This is a genomic window from Agromyces sp. GXQ0307 (assembly GCF_044769845.1).
In the GTDB taxonomy this organism is placed as follows: Bacteria; Actinomycetota; Actinomycetes; order Actinomycetales; family Microbacteriaceae; genus Agromyces.
Map to the genome: position 1 here is coordinate 1 of NZ_JBIZVY010000003.1, position 24482 is coordinate 24482.

At 72.3% G+C, this 24482-nt stretch carries 26 protein-coding genes, 1 tRNA gene and 1 rRNA gene; 24 read left to right on the forward strand and 4 right to left on the reverse strand.

Annotated elements, in window-relative coordinates; all coding sequences use genetic code 11:
• From rrf to ACIQH8_RS10060, 18 genes are all read left to right on the forward strand, one after another.
• Positions 1–76 (forward strand): 5S ribosomal RNA (gene rrf / locus ACIQH8_RS09975); the annotation flags it as partial.
• A gap of 722 nt (positions 77–798) precedes the next feature.
• The gene (locus ACIQH8_RS09980; protein WP_400997932.1) at positions 799–1680 is read left to right on the forward strand and encodes a hypothetical protein; all 882 of its coding nucleotides are present in this window, start codon (positions 799–801) and stop codon (positions 1678–1680) included.
• Entirely contained in the window at positions 1677–2708 is a 1032-nt protein-coding gene (locus tag ACIQH8_RS09985; protein ID WP_400997935.1) for an HAD-IIA family hydrolase, read from the forward strand. Before ACIQH8_RS09980 ends, ACIQH8_RS09985 begins: the two co-directional genes overlap by 4 nt.
• Before the next feature lie 82 nt (positions 2709–2790).
• Positions 2791–2979 (forward strand): hypothetical protein, encoded by a 189-nt coding sequence (locus tag ACIQH8_RS09990; protein WP_400997936.1) that lies wholly within the window; start codon positions 2791–2793, stop codon positions 2977–2979.
• Positions 2980–2982: 3 nt separating this feature from the next.
• A complete protein-coding gene (locus ACIQH8_RS09995) occupies positions 2983–3792 on the forward strand; it encodes a TlyA family RNA methyltransferase (RefSeq protein WP_400997939.1) in 810 nt (269 codons plus the stop codon).
• Positions 3747–4703: an NAD kinase gene (locus tag ACIQH8_RS10000; RefSeq protein ID WP_400997942.1), complete on the forward strand. Its 957-nt coding sequence runs from the start codon at positions 3747–3749 to the stop codon at positions 4701–4703. Before ACIQH8_RS09995 ends, ACIQH8_RS10000 begins: the two co-directional genes overlap by 46 nt.
• The gene (gene recN, locus ACIQH8_RS10005) at positions 4696–6393 is read left to right on the forward strand and encodes a DNA repair protein RecN (RefSeq protein ID WP_400997944.1); all 1698 of its coding nucleotides are present in this window, start codon (positions 4696–4698) and stop codon (positions 6391–6393) included. The genes ACIQH8_RS10000 and recN overlap by 8 nt, the downstream gene beginning before the upstream one ends.
• 160 nt (positions 6394–6553) lie before the next feature.
• Positions 6554–8248: a CTP synthase gene (locus ACIQH8_RS10010; protein ID WP_400999774.1), complete on the forward strand. Its 1695-nt coding sequence runs from the start codon at positions 6554–6556 to the stop codon at positions 8246–8248.
• Between the two features lies 1 nt (position 8249).
• On the forward strand, positions 8250–8936 hold the full coding sequence (locus ACIQH8_RS10015) for an NUDIX domain-containing protein (protein WP_400997947.1): 687 nt from the start codon (positions 8250–8252) through the stop codon (positions 8934–8936).
• On the forward strand, positions 8933–9838 hold the full coding sequence (xerD, locus tag ACIQH8_RS10020; protein ID WP_400997949.1) for a site-specific tyrosine recombinase XerD: 906 nt from the start codon (positions 8933–8935) through the stop codon (positions 9836–9838). Before ACIQH8_RS10015 ends, xerD begins: the two co-directional genes overlap by 4 nt.
• Positions 9839–9883: 45 nt before the next feature.
• On the forward strand, positions 9884–10771 hold the full coding sequence (locus ACIQH8_RS10025) for a ParA family protein (RefSeq protein WP_400997952.1): 888 nt from the start codon (positions 9884–9886) through the stop codon (positions 10769–10771).
• On the forward strand, positions 10755–11663 hold the full coding sequence (locus tag ACIQH8_RS10030; RefSeq protein WP_400997954.1) for a segregation and condensation protein A: 909 nt from the start codon (positions 10755–10757) through the stop codon (positions 11661–11663). The genes ACIQH8_RS10025 and ACIQH8_RS10030 overlap by 17 nt, the downstream gene beginning before the upstream one ends.
• A 79-nt stretch (positions 11664–11742) precedes the next feature.
• On the forward strand, positions 11743–12447 hold the full coding sequence (locus ACIQH8_RS10035; RefSeq protein WP_400999776.1) for an SMC-Scp complex subunit ScpB: 705 nt from the start codon (positions 11743–11745) through the stop codon (positions 12445–12447).
• A complete protein-coding gene (locus ACIQH8_RS10040) occupies positions 12434–13231 on the forward strand; it encodes a pseudouridine synthase (RefSeq protein ID WP_400997957.1) in 798 nt (265 codons plus the stop codon). Before ACIQH8_RS10035 ends, ACIQH8_RS10040 begins: the two co-directional genes overlap by 14 nt.
• Positions 13232–14314 (forward strand): prephenate dehydrogenase, encoded by a 1083-nt coding sequence (locus ACIQH8_RS10045; protein WP_400997959.1) that lies wholly within the window; start codon positions 13232–13234, stop codon positions 14312–14314. It begins immediately after the preceding gene.
• Positions 14311–15006: a (d)CMP kinase gene (gene cmk, locus ACIQH8_RS10050; protein ID WP_400997962.1), complete on the forward strand. Its 696-nt coding sequence runs from the start codon at positions 14311–14313 to the stop codon at positions 15004–15006. Before ACIQH8_RS10045 ends, cmk begins: the two co-directional genes overlap by 4 nt.
• Before the next feature lie 53 nt (positions 15007–15059).
• Entirely contained in the window at positions 15060–16571 is a 1512-nt protein-coding gene (der, locus tag ACIQH8_RS10055; protein WP_400997964.1) for a ribosome biogenesis GTPase Der, read from the forward strand.
• 49 nt (positions 16572–16620) lie between these two features.
• On the forward strand, positions 16621–16857 hold the full coding sequence (locus ACIQH8_RS10060; RefSeq protein ID WP_400997967.1) for a DUF167 domain-containing protein: 237 nt from the start codon (positions 16621–16623) through the stop codon (positions 16855–16857).
• Here the strand turns inward: ACIQH8_RS10060 and ACIQH8_RS10065 are convergent.
• Positions 16829–17626, reverse strand: coding sequence for a YqjF family protein (locus ACIQH8_RS10065; protein ID WP_400997970.1), 798 nt, complete (start codon positions 17624–17626; stop codon positions 16829–16831). The two genes, ACIQH8_RS10060 and ACIQH8_RS10065, sit on opposite strands and share 29 nt — an antisense overlap.
• Positions 17627–17712: 86 nt before the next feature.
• Here ACIQH8_RS10065 and ACIQH8_RS10070 point away from each other — a divergent pair, with 86 nt between their 5' ends.
• On the forward strand, positions 17713–18660 hold the full coding sequence (locus ACIQH8_RS10070) for a CHAD domain-containing protein (RefSeq protein WP_400997973.1): 948 nt from the start codon (positions 17713–17715) through the stop codon (positions 18658–18660).
• A gap of 26 nt (positions 18661–18686) precedes the next feature.
• On the opposite strand, the gene ACIQH8_RS10075 is transcribed toward ACIQH8_RS10070, so the two are convergent.
• Together ACIQH8_RS10075 and ACIQH8_RS10080 are read right to left on the reverse strand one after the other, a co-directional pair.
• On the reverse strand, positions 18687–19325 hold the full coding sequence (locus ACIQH8_RS10075) for a GNAT family N-acetyltransferase (RefSeq protein WP_400997976.1): 639 nt from the start codon (positions 19323–19325) through the stop codon (positions 18687–18689).
• A 32-nt stretch (positions 19326–19357) separates the two neighbouring features.
• Positions 19358–19846 carry a nitroreductase family deazaflavin-dependent oxidoreductase gene (locus tag ACIQH8_RS10080; RefSeq protein WP_400997979.1) on the reverse strand — a complete coding sequence of 163 codons (489 nt, stop codon included), beginning with the start codon at positions 19844–19846 and terminating at the stop codon, positions 19358–19360.
• Positions 19847–19947: 101 nt separating this feature from the next.
• Between ACIQH8_RS10080 and ACIQH8_RS10085 the strand changes: the two genes are divergently transcribed.
• The 5 genes from ACIQH8_RS10085 to ACIQH8_RS10105 all read left to right on the forward strand — a co-directional run bounded on the left by ACIQH8_RS10085 (position 19948) and on the right by ACIQH8_RS10105 (position 22868).
• The gene (locus tag ACIQH8_RS10085) at positions 19948–20424 is read left to right on the forward strand and encodes a MarR family winged helix-turn-helix transcriptional regulator (protein ID WP_400997982.1); all 477 of its coding nucleotides are present in this window, start codon (positions 19948–19950) and stop codon (positions 20422–20424) included.
• Between the two features lie 493 nt (positions 20425–20917).
• Complete coding sequence (locus ACIQH8_RS10090; protein ID WP_400997985.1) at positions 20918–21076, forward strand: hypothetical protein; 159 nt, start codon at positions 20918–20920, stop codon at positions 21074–21076.
• Between the two features lie 133 nt (positions 21077–21209).
• Positions 21210–21283, forward strand: a tRNA-Pro gene (locus tag ACIQH8_RS10095).
• Positions 21284–21370: 87 nt separating this feature from the next.
• Entirely contained in the window at positions 21371–22210 is an 840-nt protein-coding gene (locus tag ACIQH8_RS10100) for an NUDIX hydrolase (RefSeq protein WP_400997988.1), read from the forward strand.
• A gap of 76 nt (positions 22211–22286) precedes the next feature.
• A complete protein-coding gene (locus ACIQH8_RS10105; protein ID WP_400999778.1) occupies positions 22287–22868 on the forward strand; it encodes a mismatch-specific DNA-glycosylase in 582 nt (193 codons plus the stop codon).
• 4 nt (positions 22869–22872) lie between these two features.
• Here the strand turns inward: ACIQH8_RS10105 and ACIQH8_RS10110 are convergent, their stop codons facing one another.
• A complete protein-coding gene (locus ACIQH8_RS10110) occupies positions 22873–24399 on the reverse strand; it encodes an ArnT family glycosyltransferase (RefSeq protein ID WP_400997991.1) in 1527 nt (508 codons plus the stop codon).
• Positions 24400–24482: the final 83 nt, after the last annotated feature.

Sequence of the window (24482 nt, forward strand, 5' to 3'; positions counted from 1 at the left end):
GAACCCGGAAGCTAAGACTCGCAGCGCCGATGGTACTGCAGGGGCGACCCTGTGGGAGAGTAGGACACCGCCGGACATTCATTGCAGAGTGGCCACCCACAGCATTCAACAGCGAATGCTGGCGGGTGGCCATTCTTCGTTAACGGGCCGCTCGCAGCGTGCCCGAGAGTACGGTTGAGTCCGCAGGACTCCCAGGCAGGACGACAGGAAGCACCCGTGAGCGACTCCACGCAGGAACCCGGCGATCGCCGGAAGGGCCGAGACGACGAACGCCGCGGAGGGCGCTCGGGACAGGGCGATCGGTCGGGCAGTGGCCGTTCGGCGGCCGGCCAGGATGCAGGCCGCCCCTCCAGATCGCGTGACGATCGCGGTGACCGGAAGTACGGGTCGCGTGATGATCGTGGCGGTCAGCGTTCGTACGGGTCGCGTGACGACCGTGGTGACCGGAAGTACGGGTCGCGTGATGATCGTGGCGGTCAGCGTTCGTACGGGTCGCGTGATGATCGGGGTGACCGGAAGTACGGGTCGCGTGATGATCGTGGCGGTCAGCGTTCGTACGGGTCGCGTGACGACCGTGGCGACCGGAAGTACGGCTCCCGGGATGATCGTGGCGGAGAACGGAAGTTCACGCCGCGTGGCACCGGTGAGCGCCGCTACGGGTCGCGCGACGAGCGCCCCGGCCGGGACGACCGCCGTTCGGATCGCACCGGAGGTTCGCGTGAGCATCGCTCGCACGGTCGAGTCGCCGGCCGTCCGGCCCAGCGCTCGTCGGATCGCGAGCATGCTCCGCGTCAGGCCGTGCACGGCGCGGCCGAGCTCTCCGTCCGTCCGCGCCACGACGACCCGCCGATCGCCGAGCGCATCACGCCGAGGGATCTCGACTCGGCCGCTCGTGCCGAGCTGAAGACGCTCTCCAAGGAGAACGCGGAGTGGGTCGCGCGTCACCTCGTCGCTGCTGCCGAGGCGTTCGAGGACGACCCCGCGCTCGCGCACCGGCATGCGCTGTCCGCTTCCCGACGTGCGGGCCGTGTCGCCGTCGTGCGGGAGACGCTCGCGATCACCGCGTATGCGACGGGCGACTTCGCGCTCGCGCTCCGCGAGCTCCGCACATACCGTCGGATCTCGGGCAGCGACGACCAGATCGCGCTCATGGTCGACAGCGAGCGCGGTGTCGGACGCCCGGACCGGGCCCTCGAGCTCGGCCGTTCCGTCGAACGCTCCTCGCTTCCGCCCGCGGTCCAGGCCGCGCTCGCGATCGCGATGTCCGGGGCGCGCCTCGACCTCGAACAGCCCGAACTGGCCCTCGCGGAGCTCGAGGTGCCGCAGCTCGATCCGAACCGCGCCTTCTCGTACAGTCCCGCGCTGTTCTCCGCGTACGCGGAGGTCCTCGATGAGCTCGGTCGTGACACGGATGCTGCGCACTGGCGTGCACTCTCCGAGCGGGCCGAGGCGGCCCTCGAGGGCGCCCGTCCGGATCTCATCGAGGTGTTCGAACTCGATGTCGACGAGGAGCCGGTCGTAATCGACGACGGCGCGGCGCCGGCCGAGAGCGTGGAGGCCGACCCCGAGGCCGAGCAGGACCCGGCCGACGCGATCGAGCCCGAGGTAGCCGCGATCCTCGCCGAGACCGCGGACCTCGAGGATGAGCCGGTCGCAGATCCCCGGCCCGACCGGGCATGAGTCCACTCTTCGCCTCGCGTCGCACCGCCTCGACGCCGCTCGACGGCGTGGACGCGGTCTTCGCGGACCTCGACGGCGTCGTCTACACCGGACCCCGCGCGATCCCGCACGCGGTCGAGAGCCTGAACCGGGTCGCCGCCGCGCTCCCGGTCGCCTACATCACGAACAACGCCTCGCGCAGCGACGAGCAGGTCGCGGCGCATCTCGCATCGCTCGGGCTGTCGCCCGCTCCTCGCGACGTCGTGACCTCGCCCCAGGCCGCGATGCGGCTGCTCGCGGCATCCGTCGCCCCCGGCGCACTCGTGCTCGTCGTCGGCGGCGACGGCATCGTCGTCGAGCTCGAACGCGCCGGCTACCGTGTCACCCGCTCCGCCGATGACGCTCCCGACGCCGTCATGCAGGGGTTCCACCCCGACGTCGGTTGGCGCGAGCTCGCCGAGGCCGCGTTCGCGCTGAACGCGCACGGCGGGCCGGGGGAGCCCGGCGGCATCCCCTGGATCGCGACGAACATGGACTGGACCATCCCGGTCGAGCGCGGCATCGCTCCCGGCAACGGCACGCTCGTCTCCGCGGTGCACACCGCGGCGGGGCGATTCCCGGAGGTGGCGGGCAAGCCCGAGACGCCGATCTTCGACGAGGCCCGCGAGCGCTTCGGAGCGGAGCGACCGCTCATGATCGGCGACCGGCTCGACACCGACATCCGCGGAGCCAATCGGGCCGGCATCGCATCGGTCGTCGTGCTGACGGGCATCGACCGCGCGAAGCAGGTGCTGGCAGCGGATGCCGCGAGCCGCCCGGACTTCATCCTCGCCGATCTCCGCGAGCTGCACGAGCCGTACCCGGAGGTCGAGCGTCGCCGCGGCGGCGTCCGCGTCCGCGGTGCGGAGGTGCGCGTGGACGGCCGCCGCGTCGTCATCGAACGGGACGGCGAGGACGCGCTCGACCTGCTGCGCGCCGCGTGCACCGCGATCTGGGAGAGCGGGACGGCGATCCACGGGCTCGAGGTGCCGGAGCGGCTCTACCGCTGATCGTGCGCGAGGCCCCGGTGGCTTCGCCTCGGCGCGCGCCGGGTCGGGTCGTGTTGACGGCCGCACCGGGTAGCGTTGACGTGTGAGCACTGGAGACTTCGACGCTGACGACCCGGTGGGGATGCCGGAGGATCTCGCGGCGGCTGCCGCCGATGCCCTCTCGTCCGTCGAGGCGTCGCCGCTCGAGGAACGCGCCGCCGGGTTCGACGCGATGGCCGAGCGGCTCAGACGCGAGCTCGAGCGTTCCGATCCGGCGCGTTCCGCGGGCTGATCGGTGACCACCCGGCGACTGGACGCGGCGCTGGCGGCGCGAGGGCTCGCGCGGTCCCGCACGCATGCGGCGACGTTGATCGCCGACGGTGCGGTGCGTGTCGACGGAGAACCCGTCACGAAGGCCGCGCATCGCGTGGCGGAGGACGCGGTGATCGAGGTCGCCGCCGCCGACCACTACGTCAGCCGTGCCGCACACAAGCTCATCGCGGCCCTCGACGCGTTCGGTGTGGACCCCGCGGGCCGTGTCGTGCTCGATGCGGGCGCCTCGACCGGCGGGTTCACGCAGGTGCTGCTCGAGCGCGGCGCTGCGACCGTGCTCGCGGTCGACGTCGGGCACGATCAGCTCGCGGCCGAACTCCACGGCCGTCCAGGTCTCGTCCTCGTGGAGGGCTGCAACGTCCGACACCTCGACGCGGCGGCGCTCGCCCGACTCACCGGTGTCGACGAGCGACCCGCGCTCGTCACCGCCGACCTGTCGTTCATCTCGCTGACGACCGTGCTGCCGGCCCTGCACGCGACGGCCTCGCCCGACGCCGAGTTCGTGCTGCTCGTGAAGCCGCAGTTCGAGGTCGGGCGGAGCGGAACGCGCGAGGGGGTCGTGCGCGATCCCGCGGCGCGGGGCGATGCGGTGATGAACGTGCTGTGGGCGGCCCACGACCTCGGCCTGCGAACGGCGGGCGTCCTGTCCTCCCCGATCGCCGGTACCCACGGCAACCGCGAGGTCGTCGTCCTGCTCAGCCCGACGCGCGGCGCGGATCCGTCAGAATGGTCCAGTCAGGTCCGAGCAGCGACGGGAGGCGTCACGGCGTGAGCGATGCACGGCATTTCCTCGTGGTCTCCCACACCGGTCGGTCATCGGCGCTCGAAGCGACCGCCGACGTGTGCGGTCAGCTGGTCGCTGCCGGAGCTGTGCCGGTGGTCGCCGCGGAGCAGTGGCACGACGTCATGACCGCGCTCCCCGAACTCGAGGGCATGGTCAAGCGTTTCGAGGAGGTCTCGCCGAAGCACATCGAGCTCGTCATCGTCCTCGGCGGCGACGGAACGATCCTCCGCGCCGCGGAGTTGACGCGCGATCATCCGGTCCCGCTCCTCGGTGTGAACCTCGGTCACGTGGGGTTCCTCGCCGAGAGCGAGCGCGACGACCTCGGCTACACCGTCGGTCGCGCCCTCGCGCGCGACTACACGGTGGAGGAGCGCATGACGCTCTCCGTGCGGGCGAAGGTCGGCGAGGAGGTGGTCTACGAGGGCTGGGCGCTGAACGAGGCGACCGTCGAGAAGGCCGAACGCGAGCGCATGCTCGAGGTCGTCATCGAGGTCGACCGACGCCCCCTCTCGTCGTTCGGCTGCGACGGGGTGGTGATGTCGACGCCGACCGGTTCCACGGCCTACTCGTTCTCGGCGGGCGGACCGGTCGTCTGGCCCGCGGTCGAGGCGCTCCTGCTCGTTCCGCTGAGCGCGCACGCGCTGTTCGCGCGCCCACTCGTCGTCGGCCCCGACTCCTCCCTCGCCGTGGAGGTGCTGCAGCGGACGGAGGCGACGGCCGTGATCTGGTGCGACGGCCGGCGGATGTTCGAACTGCCGCCGGGCGCGCGGGTCATCGTCCGTCGCTCGTCGGTACCCGTCCGCCTGGCGCGGCTGCACCAGGCACCGTTCACCGACCGACTCGTGAACAAGTTCCAGCTGCCCGTCACGGGCTGGAAGGGGCCCGTCGCCGGTGATTGAGGAACTCGGAATCCGTGATCTCGGGGTCATCGCCGACGCAACCCTGCCGCTCGGTCCCGGCTTCACCGCCGTCACGGGCGAGACCGGCGCCGGCAAGACCATGGTCGTCACGGCGCTCGGGCTCCTGCTCGGGGCCCGATCCGACGCCGGCACGGTCCGCTCGGGCGCGAAGCAGGCGTGGGTCGAGGGCCGATGGCTGCTCGCCGACTCCGCGGCGGTGGCCGAGCGCGTCGCCGATGCGGGCGGCGAGATCGACGCGGGAGAGCTGCTCCTCGGCCGCTCGGTGTCCGCCGAGGGTCGGAGCCGGGCGATCGTCGGCGGCCGTAGCGCCCCGGTGGGCGTGCTCGCGGAGCTCGCCGACCACCTCGTCGTCGTGCACGGTCAGGCAGACCAGCAGCGACTCCGTTCGGCGACGGCGCAGCGCGAGGCGCTCGACCGATTCGCGGGGACCGATCTCGCCGACGTGCTCGACGCGTACCGCGACGCCTACCGCGCCTGGCGTGCCGAGGCCGACGAGCTCCGATCACTTCGAGAGCACCACGACGAGCGGCTCCGTGAGGCGGAGGAGCTGCGCGTCGCGCTCGACGAAGTCGAGGCCGCCGACCCGCGACCGGGTGAAGACGACGCACTGCAGGAACGCGCCGACCGGCTCACCAACCTCGAGGACCTGCGTCTCGCCGCGGCTCAGGCCCGGGAGCTCATCTCGGCCGAGGTCGCCGGTGACGACACGCCCGACGCGATCACGCTCGTCGAGTCCGCGCGGCGTCACGTCGACCGCGTCGTCGCACACGACCCCGCCCTCGCGCCCATCGCGGAGGCTGTCGCGAGCGCCGGGTTCGCGCTCGCCGATGCGGCCACCGAGCTCTCCGGCTACCTCGCCGGCCTCGATGCCGACGGCGCGGCGGAGCTCGAGGCGGTGCAGGAGCGGCGCGCCGTGCTCGCGAGCCTGGTGCGCCGGCACGGCACGCTCGAGGACGCGATCGCATTCCGGCACGACGGCGGTCTCCGACTGGTCGAGCTCGACGGCGACGACGAACGGATCGAACGCCTCGAGCGGGCGGTCGAGCGACGCGCCGAGGAGGTCGACGAGTTGGCCGGCCGGATCAGCGCACTGCGCACCGAGGCAGCATCCCGTCTCGCCGCCGCGGTCACGGCCGAACTCGCCGCCCTCGCGATGCCCGACGCCGAACTCGCCGTCGAGGTCGAGCCCCTCGCCGAGCCGACCTCGCACGGACGCGACCGGGTCGCGATCCGGCTGCGCCCGCACCCCGGGGCCGAGCCGCGTCCCGTCGCGAAGGGGGCCTCCGGCGGGGAGCTCTCGCGCGTGATGCTCGCCATCGAGGTCGTCATCGCCGGCGCAGATCCCGTGCCGACGTTCGTCTTCGACGAGATCGACGCGGGTGTCGGCGGCGCCGCCGCCATCGAGATCGGCCGCCGCCTCGCGCGACTCGCCGAGCGCTCCCAGGTGATCGTCGTCACCCACCTCGCCCAGGTCGCGGCGTTCGCGTCGAACCATCTCAGCGTCGTGAAGGGCACCGACGGTCGCGTCACCGCATCGAGCGTGCGCCAGTTGGCGGGCGTCGAACGCGAGGCGGAGATGGCGCGCCTGCTGTCGGGGCTCGCCGATTCCGAGTCCGGGCTCGCCCACGCGCGCGAACTGCTCGAGATCGCCGAGGGTCACGCCGCCTGACCGCGTCGCCGCCCGGCGACACGCCCGGCGGTGGGAGATCCTCGCCCCGGGATCCACTCCGAACTCGCCCGCGATCGCGCCGCCCGCGGCATCCGTCACGGGTACTCGGAAGAGGTTCGGGCCATTCACAGCCGGGAGTCGGATAGACTACAAGCCCGTGGTGGATGATCGCGGCGCAGACAACTCGAACGGCACGACCAAGCACATCTTCGTGACTGGTGGTGTCGTTTCCTCTTTGGGCAAGGGCCTGACGGCGGCAAGCCTCGGCAACCTGCTCACGGCTCGGGGTCTGCGGGTGGTGATGCAGAAGCTCGACCCGTACCTCAACGTCGACCCGGGCACCATGAACCCGTTCCAGCACGGCGAGGTCTTCGTCACCGACGACGGCGCCGAGACCGACCTCGACATCGGCCACTACGAGCGGTTCCTCGACATCGACCTCTCGCAGGCGGCGAACGTCACGACGGGGCAGATCTACTCGACCGTCATCGCCAAGGAGCGTCGCGGCGAGTACCTCGGCGACACGGTGCAGGTGATCCCGCACATCACCGACGAGATCAAGCGCCGCATGCGCCTGCAGGCGACCGAGACGCCGAAGCCCGACGTCATCATCACCGAGATCGGCGGCACGGTCGGCGACATCGAGTCGCAGCCGTTCATCGAGTCCGCGCGCCAGGTGCGCCACGAACTCGGCCGTAAGAACGTGTTCTTCGTGCACGTCTCGCTCGTGCCGTTCATGGGCGCCTCGGGCGAACAGAAGACCAAGCCGACGCAGCACTCGGTCGCCGCGCTCCGTTCGATCGGCATCCAGCCCGACGCGCTGGTGCTGCGCAGCGACCGACCGGTCACCGAGGCGAACAAGCGCAAGATCGCGCTCATGTGCGACGTCGACGAGGCCGCCGTGGTCAACGCCGTCGACGTTCCGTCGATCTACGACATCCCGACCATGCTCCACGAGCAGGGCCTCGACGCGTACCTGATCGAGGCGCTCGGGCTCGACGACAAGGCCGCCGACGTCGACTGGTCCGGGTGGGCCGACCTGCTGCGCGTCGTGCACGACCCGGCGCACGAGGTGACGATCGGCCTCGTGGGCAAGTACATCGACCTCCCCGACGCCTACCTCTCGGTCACCGAGGCGCTCCGCGCCGGCGGGTTCGCCAACGACACGAAGGTCAACATCGAATGGATCCCGTCCGATGAGTGCCGTACCCCGGAGGGCGCGAAGGAGAAGCTGTCGCACCTCGACGGCATCTGCGTGCCGGGCGGCTTCGGCGTGCGCGGCATCGAGGGCAAGCTCGGCGCGCTGCACTTCGCGCGTGAGAACGGCATCCCGACGCTCGGCCTCTGCCTCGGCCTGCAGTGCATGGTGATCGAGTACTCCCGGAACGTCGCCGGGCTCCCCGGCGCGTCCTCGAGCGAGTTCGACCCGGACACCGAGTACCCGGTCATCGCGACCATGGAGGAGCAGGTCGAGATCATCGCCGGCGGCGACCTCGGCGGCACCATGCGCCTCGGCCTCTACCCGGCCGCGCTCGACGAGGGCTCCATCGTCGCCGAGCTGTACGGCGCAACGGAGGTGTCCGAGCGGCACCGTCACCGGTACGAGGTGAACAACGCGTACCGCGATCGCATCGCCGAGGCCGGCCTCACCTTCTCCGGCATGTCGCCGAGCCGTCACCTCGTCGAGTTCGTCGAGCTCCCGCGCGACGTGCACCCGTTCTACGTCGCCACGCAGGCGCACCCCGAGCTCCGGAGCCGGCCGAACGATGCGCACCCGCTGTTCCGCGGCCTCGTCGGCGCGGCGCTCGAACGCCGGAAGGCGAGCCTGCTGTTCGACGACGTCGAGGACGCCTGACGTGACGGGCGAGGTCGGCGGGCCGGCGGACCGCAGCGCCGATCCGACCGCGGCCCTGCCGGCCGACGAGTACGTCGACCTGCCGGTCCTCCAACGCGAGACCGTGTTCGAGGGTCGCATCTGGGACGTGCGCCGCGACACGCTCGTCTACGGCCCCGACCGGACCCGCATCGTCCGCGAGTACGTGGCGCACCCCGGGGCGGTCGCGATCCTCGCGCTCGACGACGACGACCGCGTTCTGCTCATCAAGCAGCACCGGCAGCCGGTGCGCGCCCGCGACTGGGAGATCCCGGCGGGCCTGCTCGACGTCGCGCACGAACCGCTCGTCGAGGCGGCCAGGCGCGAGCTCGCCGAGGAGGCCGACCTCGTGGCATCCGACTGGGCCGTGCTGGCCGATTACTTCACGACGCCGGGCGGCAGCGACGAGGCGATCCGCATCTTCCTCGCCCGCGGACTCGCGGCGGCGCCGGAGGCGCACGCGCGCGAGGACGAGGAGGCGGACATGGAGCTGCGCTGGGTGGCGCTCGACGACTGCGTCGACGCCGTCCTCGCTCGCCGGGTCGGCAACCCCTCGCTCACCGTCGGCGTGCTCGCTGCGGTGGCCGCACGCGCCCGTGCGTGGTCGACGCTCGGCCCCGCCGACGCGCCGTGGCCCGCACACCCGAACCACAGGCCGGACGCCGGGTGAACTCGCGCGCGGTCGACGACTACCTGCGGCATCTCACCGTGGAACGGGGACTCGCGCGCAACAGCCTCGCCTCGTATCGGCGCGACCTCGCGATCTACGCCGACTGGTTGGACCGCGCGGGCATCGCCCGACCCGAGGCCGTCACCGACGCCGACCTGCCGGCGTTCGTCCGCTACCTCGGCGCCGAGCGCGAGCCCACGCTCGCCGTCTCGTCGATCGCCCGCGTGCTCTCCGCCGTCCGGGGTCTGCACCGGTTCCTCGCGGAGGAGGGGCGCACGCCGACCGACCCGGCCAAGGACCTCCGCCCGCCCAAGCTGCCGATGCGGCTGCCGAAGGCGATCCCGGTCGAGGAGGTCGCGTCGATCATCGAGGCGGCCGGCGTCGGCGACGAGGTGACCGCCCTGCGCGACACCGCGCTCCTCGAACTGCTCTACGCGACCGGCGCCCGCGTCTCCGAGGCCACGGGGCTCAACGTCGACGACCTCGTCGACGAGGAGGTCGTGCGGCTCTTCGGCAAGGGCGGCACCGAGCGGATCGTTCCCGTCGGCAGTTACGCGAGGGCCGCGCTCGACGCGTACCTCGTCCGTTCCCGCCCGGTGCTCTCGGCCCGGGGGAGCGCGACGCCGGCACTCTTCCTCGGCGTCCGCGGCAGGCGGATGTCGCGCCAGGCCGTCTGGCAGGTGCTGCAGGATGCCGCGGAGCGCGCCGGGGTCGCGGCATCCGTCTCACCGCACACGCTGCGGCACTCGTTCGCGACGCACCTGCTCGCCGGCGGCGCCGACGTGCGCGTCGTCCAGGAGCTGCTGGGGCACGCGTCCGTCTCCACCACGCAGATCTACACGCTGGTCACGGCCGATACACTCCGTGAGATGTACACGGTCGCCCACCCTCGTGCTCGTTAGAATCGACCAAGCATTCCGGAATCGACGGGGAGAGAGAGCCGCACCGTGACCTACGAACACGACCCGGCGGACGGCACCGCCACGCTGGAGTCGTCGGACCTCGGTCCCACCGGTCGCCCCGTCCGCGAGTTCCCCGAGCCCGAGCCGCTGCGTTCCCACGGCCCCGCGCGGATCATCGCCCTCTGCAACCAGAAGGGCGGCGTCGGCAAGACCACGACGACGATCAACCTCGGCGCTGCGCTCGCCGAGTACGGCCGCCGCGTGCTGGCGGTCGACTTCGACCCGCAGGGCGCGCTGTCGGCGGGCCTCGGAGTGCCGACGCACGAGGTGCCCACGATCTACGACCTGCTGCTCTCCCGGGGTGTCGCCCCGGCCGATGCCATCCAGCGGACCGCGGTCGAGGGGCTCGACGTGATCCCGGCCAACATCGACCTGTCGGCCGCCGAAGTGCATCTCGTCACCGAGGTCGCCCGCGAGCAGATCCTCGCGAGCGTGCTCCGCAAGGTCTCGTCCGACTACGACGTGATCCTCATCGACTGCCAGCCGTCGCTCGGCCTGCTGACCGTGAATGCGCTCACGGCGAGCCACGGGGTGGTCATCCCGCTCGAATGCGAGTACTTCGCGCTCCGCGGTGTGGCGCTGCTCATCGAGACCATCGACAAGGTGCGCGACCGGCTGAACCCGGCGATCACCCTCGACGGCATCCTCGCGACGATGTACGACGCGCGCACGCTTCACTCGCGCGAGGTGCTCGAACGGGTCGTCGACGCGTTCGACGACCGGGTGCTCGAGACCGTCATCACGCGCACCGTGAAGTTCCCGGATGCGACGGTCGCCGCGACGCCGATCACGGAGTTCGCGCCCGAGCATCCCGCCTCGCGGGCGTACCGTCAGCTCGCGAGGGAGCTGGTCGACCGTGGCGCGGTCGCCTGAGCCGAGGGCGGCGACGATCGGTCCGGCGGGCGAGGCCGGCGGCGCGCCCGACGCGCCCGATCCGAGTGCCGCCGATGCGGCCGGTGGCGCGGGCTCGCCCGTCGCCGAAGCCCGGTTCCGCGTCGCGCTGACGAACTTCGAGGGTCCGTTCGACCTGCTGCTCTCCCTCATCGCCAAGCACGAACTCGACATCACCGAGGTCTCGCTCTCCGCGGTGACCGACGAGTTCATCGCCTACCTCCGCGGCATCGAGACCGACGAGGACCTCGATCGGGCGAGCGAGTTCCTCGTCGTGGCCGCGACGCTGCTCGACCTCAAGGTCGCCGGGCTCCTCCCGCAGGGCGAGCTGGTCGACGCCGAGGACGTCGCACTGCTCGAGGCGCGCGACCTGCTCTTCGCCCGCCTGCTGCAGTACCGGGCGTTCAAGGAGGCGGCACGCTGGTTCGGCGGCCGCATCGAGCTCGAGTCGTCGCGGCATGCGCGCACGGTGAAGCTCGAGGAGCGGTTCCGCCAGCGCACGCCCGAGCTGCGGTGGACGCTCGGGCCGGCCGACTTCGCCGCGCTCGCGACGCTCGCGCTTACGCCACGCGAACTGCCCACCGTGGGGCTGGACCACCTGCACGCGCCGCTCGTGTCGATCCGCGAGCAGGCGGCGCACGTCGTCGCGGTGCTGCGCCGCGGCGAGCCGGTCACGTTCCGGCGACTCATCGCGGGCGTCGACCGGCCCGGGGTCGTCGTGGCACGGTTCCTCGCCGTGCTCGAGCTCTACCGGCACAACGCGATCGGATTCGAGCAGCTCGAACCGCTGGGGGAGCTGACGCTGCGCTGGGCGGCGAACGAGAACTGGTCCGACGACCGACTGGACAGCCTGGGAGCCGACTATGACGAATGAGACGAGCGAAGCGGATGCCGCGGTGCCGGCCGGCGACGAGTCGCTGACGGGGGCCTCGGGCCGACGCGACGAGAGCGGCCTGACGACCGAGCCGCCGACGGATGCCGCGCCCGACGCCGACGGCGCATCCGACACCGCTCCGGAGGTCTCGGTCGCGACCCCGTTGGATGTGCCCGGGCAAGCCCGCCTCGACCTCGATCGAGCGATCGAGGCGCTGCTGTTCATCGCCGACGAGCCGCAGGGACTCGTCCACCTCGCGGCCGCGGTCGCGCGTCCGACCGCCGAGGTGAAGGCGTCCATCGCGCGCCTCGTCGCGGACTACGACGGCGGGGCGCCGTCGGGGGAGCCGCGAACGGACACCGGTGGGCAGGCTGCGCCCGGAGGCATCCGTCGCGCCTTCGAACTGCGCGAGGTGGGTGGCGGCTGGCGCTTCTATGCGCGCACCGAGTACGACGCGCTGATCACCGACGCCGTGCTCGCGCAGACCTCGACCAAGCTCTCGCAGGCCGCGCTCGAGACGCTCGCCGTCATCGCCTACAAGCAGCCGATCTCACGGTCGTCGATCGCGTCGATCCGGGCGGTGAACGTCGACTCGGTCGTGCGCACACTCTACGGTCGCGGCCTCATCACCGAGGTCGACACCGACGATGAGACCGGTGCGATCCTGTACGGCACCACCGACCTGCTGCTCACGAACCTCGGCATCGCATCGCTCGACGACCTGCCGCCGATCTCGCCGCTCCTCGACGGCGGCCAGGAGGGATTCGAACGTGACCTCGTCTGACCGTCCGGGCGGCCAGGCCGGCCCGGCCGAGGGTGTCCGGCTGCAGAAGGCGCTCGCCGCCGCCGGCGTCGCGAGCCGTCGCGTCGTCGAGAACATGATCGTCGAGGGGCGTATCGAGGTGAACGGCCGGGTCGTGACCGAGCTCGGCACGCGCATCGACCCGCTCGCAGACCGGGTCTCGGTCGACGGGGTCGCCGTGCAGCTCGATCAGGACAAGCGCTACTTCATGCTGAACAAGCCGCGCGGCGTCGTCTCGACCATGCGCGACGAGCAGGGCCGGCCCGACCTCCGACGATTCACGGACCCGCTCGAGGTCCGCGTGTTCAACGTCGGCCGCCTCGACGGCGACACCAGCGGGCTGCTGCTGCTCACCAACGACGGCGAGCTCGCGCACGTGCTCGCGCACCCGTCGTTCGGCGTCGAGAAGACCTACATCGCCAAGGTGGCCGGGCGGATGACGCCGCAGACCCTCCAGCGCCTGAAGCGCGGCGTCGAGCTCGAGGACGGTCCCATCCGCGCCGATCGCGCGAAGATCCTGCAGGCGCAGGGCGACCAGCGGCACACGATGGTCGAGGTCACGCTGCACTCGGGTCGCAACCGGATCGTGCGGCGCATGCTCGAGGCCGTCGGCCATCCGGTGGTCGAGCTCGTGCGACGCCAGTTCGGGCCGCTGCATCTCGGCACCCTGAAGTCGGGCGCGGTGCGCGAGTTGACTAGAGTCGAACTCGGCCAGCTGCTCACCATCGTGCGCGCGGCGGACGCCGGGCGGAAGGGGAACGAGTAGGTGGTCGAGTCACGGCTCATCGGACCGGTGCGGGTCGTCGGTGCCGGGCTGCTCGGCACGAGCGTCGCGCTCGGACTCCGAACGCGCGGCATCGAGGTGATCCTCGCGGACGCGTCGCCCACGCACGTCGCGATCGCCGTCGACCTCGGCGCCGGCCGGCCCGCGCAGCCCGACGATGCGCCGCAGCTCGTCGTGGTCGCAGTGCCCCCGGATGTCACGGCCATCGTCGTCGCGGCCGAGCTCGCCGCGTTCCCCGAGGCGATCGTGACGGATGTCGCGAGCGTGAAGTCCGGGATCCTCGCCGAGCTCGAGGCCGCGGGCGCCGACGTGTCGCGGTACATCGGGTCGCACCCGCTCGCGGGCCGCGAACGCGGTGGACCGCTCGCGGCTCGTGCCGACCTCTTCGCCGGCCGCCCGTGGGTGGTCGCTGCGCACGACGAGATCAGCTACCGGCGCGCGAGCGCGATCGACGACCTCATCCTCGACCTCGGGGCGACGCTCGTCGAGATGACGCCCGAGGAGCACGACGCGGGCGTCGCGCTCATCTCGCACGTTCCGCAGGTGGTCTCGAGCATCATGGCGCGCCGCTTCCTCGACGCGCCGAACGCGGCGCTCGGCCTCGCCGGGCAGGGCGTGCGCGACGTCACGCGGGTCGCTGCGAGCGACCCCGACCTCTGGGTGCAGATCCTCGGCGCCAACGCGTCACCTGTGCGCGACATCCTCATGGCCTACCGCGACGACCTGGACCGGTTCATCGATGCACTGGCGGACCCTGCCGCACCGGGCGCGCGGCGGCGCGTCGCGGAGGAGCTCACCGGCGGCAACACGGGCGTGGCCCGGCTGCCGGGCAAGCACGGCACCGACAAGCGCTTCACGACGATCGTCTTGATGATCGACGACCGTCCCGGGCAGCTCGCACGCCTCCTCGCCGAGATCGGCGAGATCGGCGTGAACCTCGAAGACCTCCGCCTCGAGCATTCACCCGGCCGCCAGGTCGGCCTCGCCGAGGTGCAGGTCGTGCCCGAGGCGGCCGACCGACTGACCACCGAGCTGGCCGCGCGCGGCTGGCGGATCGCAGGATGACCATGCCGCACGACCCCGTCCACCCGTTCGTCGTCGCCGTCGACGGACCCGCCGGCAGCGGCAAGTCGAGCGTCTCGAAGGAGGTCGCGCGCCGTCTCGGTTGGGGCTTCCTCGACACGGGGGCCGCGTACCGGGCACTCGCCTGGCACGCCGCGGCGTCCGGCGTCGACACGGCGGACGCGGCATCCGTCGTCTCCTGCCTGGATTCGTTCGACTACCGGATCGGCACCGACCCGACCGGGTACGCCGTTCATGTGGGGTCGACCGACGTGACGCAGGCGATCCGGGAGCCCGGGATCTCGGGCGTGGTGAGTCTGGTCGCCCGCGTGCCGGAGGTGCGCACCCACCTCATCGAGCTGTTCCGCGCCATCATGGCCGCCGAGCGGCGCGGTGGGATCGTCGTCGAGGGTCGCGACATCACGACCGTGGTCGCGCCCGACGCGCCGGCCCGCATCCTGCTCACCGCCTCGGAGGAGGTGCGGATGGCGCGTCGCTCGGCCGAGCTCGTCGGCCACTCGGCGGCGGCCACCGGTCAGCAGCTCCGTGCGCGCGACGCCGCCGATTCGAAGGTCGTCGACTTCATGAACGCCGCGGATGGCGTCGTGACGGTCGACTCGACCGACCTCGACTTCGACGAGACCGTGGAGGCGGTGCTCGCCGTCATCCGGGACGCTCAGGTTCGAACTGGTTGAATAGACAGGTTGTGCGCTCGCGCGCGCGACCCCGAGACCACCCAGGAGTTGCCATGACCGATCGCGACGACGAGTTCGACGCCACCGACGACGACCTCGCCGAGCGCCTCGCCGCCACCGACGACGAGCTCGCCGAGCAGCGCGCCGCCGCCCTCCGATCGGGTCTCGAGGACTACGACCTCGAGGACGAGGACCTCGACCTCCTCGAGCTCGCCGACGAGGGCGAAGAGGGCATCCGGTACCTCCCGGCGCTTCCGGTCATCGCGATCGTCGGTCGACCGAACGTCGGCAAGTCGGCACTCGTCAACCGCATCCTCGGTCGCCGCGAGGCGGTCGTCGAGGACACCCCCGGCGTCACCCGCGACCGCGTGTCGTACAAGGGGGAGTGGCTCGACCGACGCTTCACGCTCGTCGACACCGGCGGATGGGAGCCCGACGCGAAGGGCATCGACGCGTCCGTCGCCGCTCAGGCCGAGGTCGCGATCGACCTGTCCGACGTCGTGCTCTTCGTGGTCGACGCCACGGTCGGCGCGACCGCGACCGACGAGCACGTCGTGCGGCTGCTCCGCAAGACGAAGAAGCCCGTCTTCCTCGTCGCCAACAAGGTCGACGACGCCCGCCAGGAGCCCGAGGCGGCCGCGCTCTGGAACCTCGGCCTCGGCGAGCCCTACCCCGTCTCCGCTCTGCACGGCCGCGGCGTCGCCGACCTGCTCGACGAGGTCTTCAAGGTCCTCCCGCAGGTCTCCGCCGTCGCGAAGGACGAGTTCGGCGGTCCGCGTCGCGTCGCGATCCTCGGCCGCCCGAACGTGGGCAAGTCGAGCCTGCTGAACAAGGCCGCCCGCGAGGAGCGCGTCGTCGTGAACGACCTCGCCGGCACCACGCGCGACCCGGTCGACGAGCAGATCGAGCTCGGCGGCAAGATCTGGCGCTTCGTCGACACCGCCGGAATCCGCCGCCGCGTGCACCTGCAGCAGGGCGCCGACTTCTACGCGTCGCTGCGCACGCAGGCCGCCCTCGAGAAGGCCGAAGTGGCGGTGGTGCTGCTCGACGTCTCGCAGCCGATCTCCGAGCAGGACGTGCGCATCATCGACCTCGTGCTCGAGTCGGGCCGCGCGCTCGTGCTCGCGTACAACAAGTGGGACCTCCTCGACGACGACCGTCGCCGCTACCTCGAGCGCGAGATCGAGCAGGACCTCCACCATGTGCAGTGGGCGCCGCGAGTCAACATCTCGGCGAAGACCGGACGTCACCTCGAGAAGCTCGTCCCCGCCCTCGAGACCGCCCTCGAGTCGTGGGACACGCGCATCCCGACGGGCAAGTTCAACGCCTTCCTCACCGAGCTCGTGCAGGCGCACCCGCACCCGCTCCGGGGCGGCAAGCAGCCGCGCATCCTGTTCGGCACGCAGGCCGCGACGCGGCCGCCGACCTTCGTGCTGTTCACGACCGGGTTCCTCGACCCCGGCTACCGCCGGTTCATCCAGCGGCGCCTGCGCGAGATCTACGGCTTCGTCGGCACGCCGATCCAGCTCAACATGCGCGTTCGCGAGCGTCGCCAGCGCCCGTAGCGCGATTGGTCGGCCGAGCCGAGCGGATGCCTCGACGGAACGGATCGCGATGGAACTGACCGTGCGCGTGAAGCCGGGCAGCCGTCGGGGACCCCTGGTCGAGGCGACGCCCGCCGACCCCGCGGCATCCGCCACCGTGCACGTGCGCGAGCGCGCGGTCGACGGCGCGGCCAACGCGGGCGTCGTCGCGGCACTGGCCGCGCACTACGGGGTGCGCCGAGCCGACGTCGAGATCGTGCGCGGGCACACCGCGAGGATCAAGCGGGTGCGGGTCGACGGCGTGTGACGGGCTGGAGACGCCACGCCGGCGCCTCGATCGTCCGTGGCCGGCTGAACGCCGTCGCCACGCCTGAGGAGGCGAGCACCGAGTCGGGCGGGCGCGCCGCGAGGTCCCCGAAGCCCGACGCCGCGAGCAGTTCGTCGTCGATCTCGAGGAGTTCGGCGCGACGCAGGGGCCACGGGTCATGCGTGTTCCGTGCCCACATCGTCCGGCCGAGGTGCTGCTCGTGGAAGCCCCATCGCGCGGTGAGGTAGTGCGCGAGTGCCACGTCGGGCGCGTCCGACGGCAGGGGCGCGCCGAGGCGCGCGCGGATGCGAGTCGACGGACCGCCGGGACCGTGCCGGCGGCTCCGGAAATCGAGCTCGTGGCCGGAGGCATCGACGGTGTGGACGACGCGCGAGCCGGCCCAGTGGTAGGGCAGACCGAATGCGACCCGAGCCGCGATCACCGGGAGCAGGCGCCCCGCCTCGAGGGTGCGGAAGACCACCCCGCGGTTGCCGTCGTGGTCGACCGAGTAGAGCCGCACGTTCACCTCGACGAACGTGCCGAGGCGGTGCATCGGCGGGAGCGGCGGGAATCGCGTGTCGGCGAGGACGAACGGGATGAGGCCCACCCAGGTGGCGCCGTCGAGCAGGTCGGGGCGGACGCCCGGCGGGAGATGCGGTTCGACGAGCGCAGGGTCCACGCGCCAGTGCAGGAAGACGAGATCGCGCCAGCGCTGCTCGACGACGACGCGGCCGGGCAGCGGCGGGCTCGCGGACGGCAGTCCCTGCATGCGGCCATCCTCGCGCGCCGGACGCTTCGAGTGGAAGGGGCGTCGTGCCGTTGACGCGCGACGGGGCCACGCCGGACGATGGTCGCGTGGAGTCCGGAGACGTGCCCGACGCGGTCGATGCCGGTGCCGATGCGGGCACGGCGCTCGTCGCCGCGCTCGTCGCGGTCCGCGACCGGTTCCACGCGTTCCTTCCGGCAGCGCTCGCCGACGAGCCCGACGCGCTGCACCAGCTGCGCACGAACGTCCGGCGATTGCGCAGCGTGCTCGCCGCGTACGGCGCAGTGCTCGACGATGCGGTCGTCACCGGGCTCCGCCGACGACTGCGCGAGCTCGGGCACGAACTCGGCACGGTGCGCGACCTCGAGGTGCGCGTCCAGGTCGCGGAATCGGCACTCGTCGACGCCGACGAGGCGGGCAGGTTCACCTCAGCGGCCGAGCGCGACCGGATCCGCGGGATTCTGATCGATGACGAGCAGGCCGCTCACGACCGCGCGCACGCGCGGTTCGTGGAGCGCCAGCGGCTGCCGCGGGCCGTCGAGCGGCTCGAGGAGCTGGACCGGGTGCTCGGCGCGCCGCCGTTCACGGAGCGGGCGGCGCGCGACGCCACCGCCGAGCTCGGGAAGCTGCTCGACCGTGAGGCGGGGCGGGCCGCGCGACGCGCGAGCCGGCTGCCCGCCGAGCCCTCGCTCGAGGAGCTGCACGACCTCCGCAAGGCGTCCCGTCGCCTTCGCTATGCCGCGGAGGCGGTCACCGAGCCGCCCGTCGAGGCGTTCGGCGCACGAGCGCGTGCCCTCGCCGACGCCGGCGACGACATCCACGACGTGCTCGGCGACCATCGCGACGAACTGCTCTTCGCCGAGCACCTGCGGCGGGCCGCCGCCCATGCCGCGCACGCGGGCGATCCGGCCGAGGTGCTGCACCACCTCGCCGCCGACGCCGACGCCCGCGCCGCCGCGCACCTCGCGAAGCTCTCGGACGCGGCGGACGAACTGGGGAAGGCCGCGTCGGCCTGGCACTCGCACCGGCCGCACTAACGATCGGGAAGGCCGCGTGCGGGTGCTCAGCCGAGCGGATGCTGCATGACCACCCGGTGCGGCTTGGGCCGCGCCACCTCGCTGAATCCTGCGGCCTCGAACATCGACACGGTGCCCGGGAAGAGGTCGGCGGCGGGCGGCCTGGTGCGCGCCGACGGATCGACCGCGTAGCCCTCGAGCAGGGTCGCACCGTGCTCGCGCGCGGTCTCGACGGCCGCCGCCGCGAGCGCGCGGGCGACGCCGCGTCGTCGGTGCGCGCGCGGCACGACGAAGCAGGTGACGGCCCAGATCTTCGGGTCGTCGAAGTCGTCGTCGGGTGAGGCCGACGCGACCGGACTGTGGCGGAGCCGCTCGAGCCCGTTTCGCGGCTCGACCGCGCACCAGCCGACGGGGGTCTCGCCGTCGTACGCGATGAGGCCCGGCCCGGTGCCGGGGGCGGCCAGTTGCTCCGCGAGGCGGCTCCGGAGTTCGTCGCGCGTTGCGGACTCCCACTGGGAGCCGCGCAGCTTGTACCACTGGCACCAGCAGGTCGCCGGGTCGCCGCGCGTGCCGAACACGGCTTCGACATCGGCGAACGGCACCGTCGATGCCGGCACCACGCGCAGGCTCGGGGCAGCCGCCTCCGATGCGGCAGCAGCGTCGGCAGGGGTCGCAGCATCGCTCATGGGGCGACGCTAACGCGCTTCGGTGACATCCGTCACACCGGCTTCGGGTCGAGGCGCAGGGCACGGAGGTCCTGCGCGAGCACGCGGAGGTCGTCGGGGTCCGCCGTGAACGCCTCGCCGAGCGCCGCCTTTCCGAGCATGGCCGCGGCGCGCGGGTACCTGCGCTGGTAGTCGGCGAGCAGGTCCGCGCGGGCCTCCTCGTCGAGGTCGACCGCCAGTGCGTCGAACCGCCGTGATCGCCAGTCGACGCGAACCTCCGGGTTCGCGGTCGCATTCCGCCACCAGTCCGTCTTCGGTCCGCGACTTGCGACCACCCAGAGCGTGGGGGGAGCGGATGGCGCCGCGGCGCCCTCGCGCCTGACGACCTCGAGCACGGTGCGCCGTGCGATCCCGGACGCGCGGCCGACGGCCGTCAGCATGAGGAAACGGCCGCCCATGATCCAGCCCAGGCGTGCTCGATACAGTGCCGACGGCGCGCGGTAGAACCAGGCGAGCAGGGGACCGGGCTTGGACATCGCCATCCCGCCAGACTATGCGTGGCGCATCGGGGCGAGCGGATGGCACGCGGCCGCGGTCCGGCCCAGAATCGTGCATCAGGGTGATAGTGAAGTACCATCATGATATGGATGCTCCGGTGACCGTGCTCGATCGACTCCTCGAGATCAGCGACCTCTTCCAGCGCGACCTCGCCCGAGAATTCGGGGGCAGCTCGCTCACCCCGGCACGCACCCGCGTGCTCTGGGACCTCGTCCACTCGGGGCCGTCCAGCCAGCACGCGCTGGCCACGCGTCTCGAGGTGAGCCCGCGCAACATCACGGGGCTCGTCGACGCGCTGGAGGCGTCCGGATACGTCCGGCGCGAGCCGTACCCCGGCGATCGGCGTGCCGTGCTCGTCTCGTTGACGCCGTCGGCCGCCGAACTGATGCACGAGATGCAGCGCGACCACGCCGAGCTCTCCGACACGCTGCTCGGTGCCGTCGCACCCGCGGACCGCGACGCGTTCCTGCGCGGCGTCGACGCGGTCGCCGACCGGCTGCGCGACCTCGTCGAGACGGCGGAGGCGGGCCGGACCGCAGCGCGAGCCGGGGTCGAGCGGTGACCGCCGACGTCGATCGCGCGCCCGCGCCATCCGTCGCCCGCCGCATCGGCGGCGTCGCCCTGCGCGCCCTGCAGCTCGAACTGCGCATCTACGCGAGCATCGGGCGCCTCATCGCCCGTCGGCCTGCCATCGCGCCCGGCGCCACCGGATTCGGTTACCACGCTCCCGTCATCACGATCCTGTGGATCTTCATCGTGCTCTCAGCCGTCGAGATCCCGATCCTCGACCTCATCGTGCACCGCTGGCCGGTCGTCCGGATCGTCGTGCTCATCGTCGGCATCTGGGGCCTCACGTGGATGTTCGGGCTCCTCGCCGCGTACCTCATGCGGCCGCACACCGTCGGCCCCGAGGGGATCAGGGTGCGCGAGGGCCTCGAGACCGACTCCTGCTCGCCTGGGACGACATCGCGTCCGTCGCCCGCGCCACGCGCGTCGACGAGCCGAAGACGCCGAAGATCACCGAGACGGACGGCACGCGCACGCTGTCGCTCCGGATGCAGCACGAGACCGCCGTCGCCATCGAGCTGGAACGGCCGACACGCGTGCGCCTGCCGGGCGCGGGGGCGAAAGGCGGCGCGCAGGTCGTCGACGAGGTGCGGATCTGGGTCGACGACGTCGACGGGTTCATGGCCGCGGTGCGGCGGCACATCTGAGGCGCGCCCGGATTCGGTTGACGCAGGCGGACGCCGCCTCGCCGGCTCGCCGCTGCCCCGCCCGCGTGCACGAGCACCCCTCCGGATGCGGCTATGATGGTCGAGTTGCCTTCGACGGAGACGCTGAGGGCATCGGGCTGTGGCGCAGCTTGGTAGCGCACTTGACTGGGGGTCAAGGGGTCGCAGGTTCAAATCCTGTCAGCCCGACCGATGGAAGTCCCGGCAGATCGCGATCTGCCGGGACTTCCGCATTCGAGCCGCATGAGGCCGACGCCACCGCCCTATCGTGAAGCCATGGAGATCGTCCCGGCGGTGGGCGCCGTGATCACCGACGAGGCCGGTCGTGTGCTGCTCGTCCGGCGCGGGGCGCCGCCGCAGCGCGACCGGTGGACGGTGCCGGGCGGTCGTCTCGAGCCGGGGGAGTCGTTCGAGGATGCCGCGGCCCGCGAGGTGCTCGAGGAGACCGGGCTGCGCGTGGCCGTCGGGCGCGAACTGTGGCGCCTCCGGCTGCCGACGGGGGACGGGCGGGAGTTCGACATCCACGACTTCGCCGCAACCGTCGTCGACGGCGTCCTTGCCGCGGGCGACGACGCCGCCGATGCGCGCTGGATCGCACCCGACACGCTGCATCGGCTGCGAGTCACGACGCACCTCGTCGCGCACCTCAGGCAGGCCGGCGTGGTCGATCCGCTCCCGCACGTGGACGAGCATGTCGACGAGGTGGCGGCCGGTCGCGACGTCGTGTGGCAGGCGCTCGCCGAGGTCGTCGCGCACGCGACATCCGCAGCGTTCGCCCGCCTGCTCGGCGCGGAGGACGTCACGGCGGACGACCGCGTCGTACCCGAGCTCGGTGCCGTGGTTCCCGGCTTCCACGTCGTCGCGGCAACGCCGCCACAGCGCCTGTCGCTCGCCGGCAGGCACCGGTTCTCGGACTACGAGCTCACGTTCCGCATCGATCCGCTCGGGCGGGAGCGGAGTCTCCTCCGCGCCGAGACCCGGGCGATCTTCCCCGGCCGGCGCGGCGCCGTCTACCGCGCCGTGCTCATGGGGCTCGGCCTGCACCGAGCCGCGACGCGGCGGATGCTCCGTGCCGTGCGTCGACGAGCCGAGGCTGCACCCGGTCTCCGCGCCTGACCGGCGCGAAGGTCCCGCACCGGTCCGCGCGCCCGCCCAGTATGCTGCGCGTGCAGCCATGGAAGGGGGATCCGCCGTGGGCTTCACGCGTGCAGAACTCGAGTCGTACCGCGGTGCGAGCGTCGCCGACCTGATGCCCGAGCACCCGCGCCTCGTCTTCGTCGGCATCAATCCGGGGCTCTGGACCGCTGCCACGGGAACGCACTTCGCGCACCCGGGCAACCGCTTCTACCCGGCGCTCCTCGCCGCGGGCATCCTCCCGCGCCTGCCCGACTTCGCGAACGGCATGACCGACGAGGACCGCCGGATGTTCCTCGACGCCGGCATCGGGATCTCGAACCTCGTGCATCGTGCCACCGCTCGCGCTGACGAACTCGACCGGAGCGAACTCCGCGAGGGTGCGGCGCGGCTCGAGCGGGACGTCGCGCGGTGGCATCCGATCGTCGTCGCGGTCGTCGGACTCACTGCGTACCGGCAGGGGTTCGACCGCCCGAAGGCGCGGGCGGGACGGCAGGAGGAACCGATCGGGGGCGCCGAGCTCTGGGTCGTGCCGAACCCGAGCGGGCTCAACGCGCACGCGACCGTGGCCGATCTCGCGCGCGCGTATGCGGCGCCCGCACTCGCCGCAGGCATCGTCGCGAAACCCCCGGCCGGCTGACGGGTCAGCGGTCTCGGCGGCTCCAGAGTTCGAGGCGGCCGATGCGCTCGACCACCTCGAACTCGCGCTCGAACGACTCGCGGCGCTCGTCGTCGAGCCACTCGACCTCCTCCGGGTCGAGCACGGCGCCGTCGGCGCCGTCGAGGTAGGACCACCAGCGGTCGCGCCACTCGTCCGAATCGAGGAAGCGCTCGCGGGTGAGCGATCGCGCGTCCGGCATGACCAGTGCGAGGCTCATCGGGTCGACGTCCATCGTGCAGCCGGCGTCGAGGTTCGCCCCGACGTGGTCGGCGACGACGAGCCGGGACGGCATCCCGGCGACGCACTCGAGGTCCGCGGCCCAGTCCTCGACGACGGATGCCGCGGGCCGCGGGCCGATGACGACGACATCGCCGACGGCCATCAGCGTGATGACGGCGAGGGCACCGCCCGCGACGATCCGTCGCGCGGGCGTCCGCCGGATGCTGCCGACGGTCGCACCGAGGCAGAGCGCGAGGGGCGCCATGAGCCACACCGCGTAGTGGTAGTACGAGACTCCGGATGCCGCGAGCACGACGGCGTGGGCGAGGGCCGCGATCGCCCACCACGCCTCGGGCGGCCAGGCGCGCGGACGAGCGCGACGTGCGAGTGCGCCGACGAGGGGGAACGCGGCGATGACGAGCGCGGCGACGACGCCGGCCGCAGATGCCGCGGTCGGGACGACGTCGCGGATCGCGGGGAACGCGAAGTAGGGGGAGAGGTAGTCCGCGCGTTCGGCGAGGTCGACGTCGTTCCCCGCGCGCCCGAGTTGCGCGCTGACGGTGAGCTGCCACATGGCGGACGGGTCGGTGAGGAGGAAGGGCAGGCCGATGGCCGCGACCGTGATGCCGCCCGCGGCGAGGTAGCGGAGCACCGCTCCGCGTCCGAGCCGGCTCCAGATCATCCAGCCGACGAGGACCACGTCGATCACGGCCCAGTACTTGACCATGAGCGCGACCCCGAGGGCGATGCCGGCGACGATCGGCGCGGAACGTCGCCCGCGGAGCACCACGATCAGCGCGATGAGCAGGCCGAGGTTGAGGTAGGGCTCGAGCAGGTAGGTGCGCTCGGTGGCGACGGCCATGCCCCAGGTGGCGTAGAGGCCGGCTCCGACGAGGATCGCGAGCACGCCGTGCCGGCGCAGCAGGATTCCGATGAGCACCGTGTTCAGCGCGCCCACCCCTGCGGTGAGCAACCGCGCTCCGGCGAGGCCGACGGATTCGGTCGTGGCCTCGCCCCACGCGGCGAACGGCACGAGGAGGAGGAGCGAGCCCGGCGGGTGCACGTACCCGAAGTCGGCGTAGGGGAGGAGCCCGTGCAGCATCGAGATCGCCCCGGCGAACATCACGCCGTCGTCGTTCTCGCGGGTCCAGAGCAGGGCGCCCGGGGCCAGGAACCCCGCCACGCGGATGACGAGCGCCGCGATTCCCACGGCCATGATCGCGATCGCGGTGCGGTCCCGGGATTCGCGGGTCGCCGCCGCCGTCGCGTGCGCGGTGGGGGCCTCGGTCACGGTCTCCTCCAGCGAACATCCGGGAGCGCGGCGGTCGCGCCACCGCCGTCGGCACGACCATAGTGCCTGGGCGGTGCCCGGCG